The organism is Mesorhizobium sp. M2A.F.Ca.ET.039.01.1.1, from assembly GCF_003998035.1.
Taxonomy (GTDB): Bacteria; Pseudomonadota; Alphaproteobacteria; order Rhizobiales; family Rhizobiaceae; genus Mesorhizobium.
This window is the reverse complement of record NZ_RZRY01000509.1, coordinates 1-4,681: the sequence shown is the minus strand read 5'-3', so window position 1 is coordinate 4,681 and position 4,681 is coordinate 1. Positions and strand designations below refer to the sequence as shown.

Genomic DNA, 4,681 nt, shown 5'->3' with positions numbered 1-4,681 from the left:
CGTTGAGGCAGCTTTTGGTGGCGATCGCGTAGAGCCAGCCGCGCGCCGAGCCGCGCCCGTCGAATTGCGACCGCGCGCGCCAGGCCTTGAGGAACGTCTCCTGGACAAGATCGTCCGCCTCGTTGAGCGAGCCCATCATCCGGTAGCAATGCAGCTTGAGCGCCCGGCGGTGGGCGACGCTCAGGCGTTCGAAGGCCAGCCGGTCGAGGACTGGCTGGCCTTGCCTACCTAAAGGCTCGATAGGGCCGGAGGCGTCAGTCATGGGAGGCCTGGGGCGCTGAATTCGGCCGCCATCCTGCTCGCCTCATGCCGCTGCCGCAAGGCCGCTGCCGCTCACGGTAAAGGAACTGCCCTGCGGCTTGCCCGTCGCGAGCTCGATCACCGCCCGTCCGACATCGTCCGGCGTCTGCATGTCGCTCAAGCTGGCAAGGAAGTCGGCCGGGCGGATGCCCATATAGGCGGCAATGCTGTCGATGCCGCGATCGCCGACCCCGGTGCCCGGCATGATGCGGGCCGGCGAAAGCGCCATGAAGCGCAGGCCGAGGCCGAGCTTGTCCGATTCCTTCTGGCAATGGCCGGCCAGAAATATCTGCATGCGCTTGGCGCCGGCATAGCCGCCTGAATTCGGCGGGCCGCCGGTGATGGCGGCGCCGCTGGCAATCAGCAGCACGCGGGCTCCGGGCTTCAGCCGACCTTTGAGGGCTTCGCGGCAGAACAGGAACGATGCCTTGACGTCCATTTCCCAATTCGCCGAGAAGACTTCCCAGCTCTGCTCCTGGATCGGCGCGGCGGCGGCGAGCGCCCCCGCGCAGACCACCAGCACGTCGGGTGCCAGCGCATTGAAAACCGCTTGCGGCGCGGCTTCCGCCGTCGCGTCCATGCTGAGGGTCTTCAAGCCCGGCCGTTCCCAGGCAAGCTGCTTCAGGTCGGCGGCGCCGCGGGCGACGGCAAGCACGGTCGCTCCCGCGCCAAGCGCGGCTTCCACGATCGCGCGGCCGACTCCCCGGCTGCCTCCGACCACGACGACATTCTGATTTTGCAACGGTTTCATGTGATCACCTCTTTTCAGGCCGCCGGCCACCCGGACGCGCCTGTAGGTGAAGACAATCGAGATCGGCGGAAATCATCGGTGCGAGACGAAAATTCTTGTCGGCCGCACGCAAGGGGTCAGTTTGCGCGCCCTGGCTCGACGCCGGACGTCGATGGCAAGACGCCGGCCTCCAACCTCGGGAGGAGCCTATTCGCTCTCGCCGTCCAGCGCCGGCACCGCGACGCCGGCGAGCTCGGCTGCCAGCAGCCGCGCGGCGCCCGCCCGCGCGATCCGCAGCATCAGCGCCTTGCGCGTCGCCGCCGCCATACGGTGCTCCGGCGCATCGCGCAGGATCTCCGCGCCATAGCCGTCGGAAAGGATGAAGCCGCATTCCTCGGGAAAGATGTCAGCCGGAACGCCGGGATGGGTGGCGAAGAAGAAGCGGTCGGAATGCAGCCGGTAATCGGGCCATTTGCGGTCGACGCGAAAATCCTCGATCGAGGATTTGATCTCGATGATCCAGATGTCGCCCTGCCTGGTCAGCGCGACGAGATCGGCGCGCCGGCCGGTGGCCAAAGACAGCTCCGGCAGCACATGCGCGCCCATTTCGCGGAGCAGCCGCTGCACGCCACGCCGCACCAGCATGGCGCGCTCCGACTGGCGGCCGTCGATCAAGGGGTTGAGGGGAATCGGGGAAACGATGGGCATGGGGGGCACCATGCCAGATTTTGTTCACGGTTTGAACCCCTGTGGGCGGGGCGATTATATATTTGACAGACCCAAACGCATATGCGATAACGAATACAAGGAGTTATCGTTATGTCCGTTCTGTCCCGCCCCTACTTCCACGACGAAGCCGCCGCCTTCGAGCACGTCGAGGGCATGCTGTGGCCGCAGGGTCCGGTTTGCTTCCATTGCGGTTCGATGGAAAAGCACTACGCATTGAAGGGTGGTCGCACGAAGCCTTCCAAGAAGAACCCGCACGGCCTCGAAATCCATGGCCTCTACAAGTGCTCGGATTGCCGCAAGAAGTTCACCGTCCGCATGGGCACGATCTTCGAGGAGTCCAAGCTGCCGCTGCATATCTGGCTTCAGGCTTTGCATGCCATGTGCGCCAGCAAGAAGGGCGTTTCGGCCCATCAACTGCACCGCGCTTTGGAAATCACCTACAAGACGGCTTGGTTCCTCTGCCACCGCATCCGTGAAGCCATGCGCTCGGATGACCTCACGCCCATCGGCGGTGCTGGCAAGTTCGTTGAAGTGGACGAAACCTATATTGGCCGTCTGGCAGGCGTCCCGGTTAGCAAGGGCGCGGCTCACAAGAACACGGTCGTCACGCTGGTCGAGCGCGGCGGCAAGGCTCGTTCCTTCCATGTCGATACCGCCCGCATGGGCAACGTCATGCCTATTGTCCGCGCCAACATCGCCCGCGAAAGCGCGTTGATGACCGACGAAAGCGGCATCTATCGCCGCGCCGGCCAGGATTTCGCCTCGCATGAATTCGTCACGCATTCCAAGGACGAATACGTTCGCGGCAACATCCACACCAACACCATCGAAGGCTATTTCTCGATCTTCAAGCGCGGCATGAAGGGCGGTTACCAGCATTGCGCCGAACACCATCTGCACCGCTATCTGGCGGAGTTCGACTTCCGCTATTCGAACCGCGTTGCCATGGGCATCGACGACAACGTGCGGTCGCTGATCGCCTTGCGCGGTGCAAAGGGTAAGCGCCTGACCTATCGCAGACCTGTTGAAATCTAAGCAGGACCACTACCGCAAGCCGGTGCAATTGCAGCTACCCCTGTGGAAAACGAAACGGTATCACCGTAAAAAATGAGTCTGTTATCAATGGGTTAACGTAAAATAGCTTAAACTATTGAAACCGTTAACATTTTTCTTTATATTGATGCTGCTCGACTGAGCCGGTGGTAGAAGCCGGGGTAAGTCCTGCTTAAGGGCGGAATCGAGAAATCGATGCCGCCCTTCGTCTATCTAATTATGCCCAAAGGATCGGTCCGGCTGCATTCACGAGTTAGGACATGGTTCAGTTGTTCAAACGAATTGTGGATGCGTCGTTTCCGTGCCTTTGGCGTCGGCACTTCGCGGCGCAGCAGCCCGTAAGCGAGAATGTCTGCGGTCTGAATGAAATAGCTTTTCTGAGAGCTTTTGAACTGCGGGTCTTCGATGATGCGTTCGATAGGAATGTTTCTCGTATATTCGCCATCTTCCCAGAAAATTTGGTTGCTCGGAATGGGGTTATGGACACGCATTCTGCGAACCATTGAAACGTACTGGTGCTCCTTCCCCTCGTCGCAAATGAGGTGAGCGTATGAATCCCAGGCGACCATCGTTCGGTTTATGCGGTTTAGCAGCCGCTCGAACGCTCTAAACTGATCGTCGTCTCTGTTGCAGACATTGAAAACGCGAATGCCCCACTTCTTCATGTATTCGATGACGGCAAAATGCTTGTGGAAGATCTGAGCGCGGGTATGACGGCTCAAATGAGCCAGTCGTCCGTCGCTGCCTCGACCGGACAGGAAGTTCGTCGAATGAAGCTCGTATCCAAGTGGGATGCCGTGTACATTCCGCAGATGATTGCGCCATTGCTTAATGTAAGTGAAGGCGTCATTCCATTGGCGATGGGGAATGGCGATGGCCGAGAATACGTTTGCCGGTCTGTCTTGAGAGTCATCGATATAGATGAGGTGCATCCATGAATAACGATGCCAAGGTCAAAAAGAGTCAAGTAGAGAAGTTCCGCGAACTGGCGCGCGAAATCGAAACCGTCGATTCCGAAGAGCCGTTGAACGCGGCAATCAGGAAGGTGGCAAAAGCGCCGCCGCCCAAGCCATCAGAAAAGGACAAGGATCAGAAGCCGTGAGGGACCAGCTAGGGCGCCTAATCCGGTGGATGAACGGGCCGCCTCCAAAACTTTGGATGGGTTACGTCTTGGGGGCGACTGCGGCAGTCATCAGTGTGCTTGTTTTCTGGGCGCTAGGATTGCCCGTAGGGACTTGCTGTCAGTAGCCGGGAGAACGCATTCATCCGCTAGTTTGGGGCTGGGTCGATCTGATAGGCTCTGCCGATGGCAGAGGGCAGCGCATGGACTTACAGACGCTAAGGAACGAGTTCGAAGCGGGTGATGGGTCATTCCTGATTACGATCCGCCAACATGATTTGGGACGTCCAATCGTTCGACCGGTTGTCCAAGGCCATGGAGGACTATTGCCGGGCTCACGATGGAAGCCAAACGCTAGAGCGCTGGGTCGCTGAAGGGTTTTGGTACGTGCCAGGGTTTGTCCGTAATTGGACGAGCCATCCCGAGTTTCCCCGACCGTTCCCCACGTCTTATTACGAGAGGGCGTATCGCCGGCTTATTCGGCCCTAGATCGGAATTTGGGTCTGTAAAATATATAATCGCCGTGGGCGGGGAGCATGACGAGATCACGGAACCATCCGGTCGATATCATGCTCCAATTTGGGTTTGCTCTCTTGGTTTGGCTGGTGGGGCGAGCGGCGCGGTATGTGCTAGCTGTGGAGCCTCAACAGGTTGTCCTCGGTTAGAGCGAGGCGACTGATAGGTGTTTTGGACTTTAGGCTCCCGTGGGGACGGTGCCAATTGTATCTGTGCAGCCAGACCGGCAACTC

The 4,681-nt window shown here is 59.6% G+C and carries 6 protein-coding genes and 1 pseudogene; 2 read left to right on the top strand and 5 right to left on the bottom strand.

Features of this window, described 5'->3' with window-relative positions:
- The 3 genes from EOA24_RS28035 to EOA24_RS28025 all read right to left on the bottom strand — a co-directional run.
- Positions 1–262, bottom strand: a 262-nt coding sequence (locus EOA24_RS28035) for a sigma factor (protein ID WP_281059902.1), incomplete at its 3' end; no start/stop codon positions are given.
- Between the two features lie 42 nt (positions 263–304).
- Entirely contained in the window at positions 305–1,051 is a 747-nt protein-coding gene (locus tag EOA24_RS28030) for an SDR family oxidoreductase (protein WP_127410291.1), read from the bottom strand.
- A gap of 186 nt (positions 1,052–1,237) precedes the next feature.
- Positions 1,238–1,738: an MmcB family DNA repair protein gene (locus tag EOA24_RS28025; RefSeq protein WP_042645842.1), complete on the bottom strand. Its 501-nt coding sequence runs from the start codon at positions 1,736–1,738 to the stop codon at positions 1,238–1,240.
- A gap of 111 nt (positions 1,739–1,849) precedes the next feature.
- On the opposite strand from EOA24_RS28025, the gene EOA24_RS28020 reads away from it, so the two are divergent.
- On the top strand, positions 1,850–2,794 hold the full coding sequence (locus tag EOA24_RS28020) for an IS1595 family transposase (RefSeq protein ID WP_127256703.1): 945 nt from the start codon (positions 1,850–1,852) through the stop codon (positions 2,792–2,794).
- 227 nt (positions 2,795–3,021) lie between these two features.
- On the opposite strand, the gene EOA24_RS28015 is transcribed toward EOA24_RS28020, so the two are convergent.
- A complete protein-coding gene (locus EOA24_RS28015) occupies positions 3,022–3,744 on the bottom strand; it encodes a DUF3800 domain-containing protein (RefSeq protein ID WP_127256701.1) in 723 nt (240 codons plus the stop codon).
- 2 nt (positions 3,745–3,746) lie between these two features.
- Here EOA24_RS28015 and EOA24_RS41880 point away from each other — a divergent pair, with 2 nt between their 5' ends.
- Entirely contained in the window at positions 3,747–3,914 is a 168-nt protein-coding gene (locus EOA24_RS41880) for a hypothetical protein (RefSeq protein WP_189354272.1), read from the top strand.
- A gap of 647 nt (positions 3,915–4,561) precedes the next feature.
- On the opposite strand, the pseudogene EOA24_RS28010 reads toward EOA24_RS41880, so the two are convergent.
- Positions 4,562–4,681, bottom strand: a pseudogene (locus EOA24_RS28010) (IS481 family transposase); the annotation flags it as partial.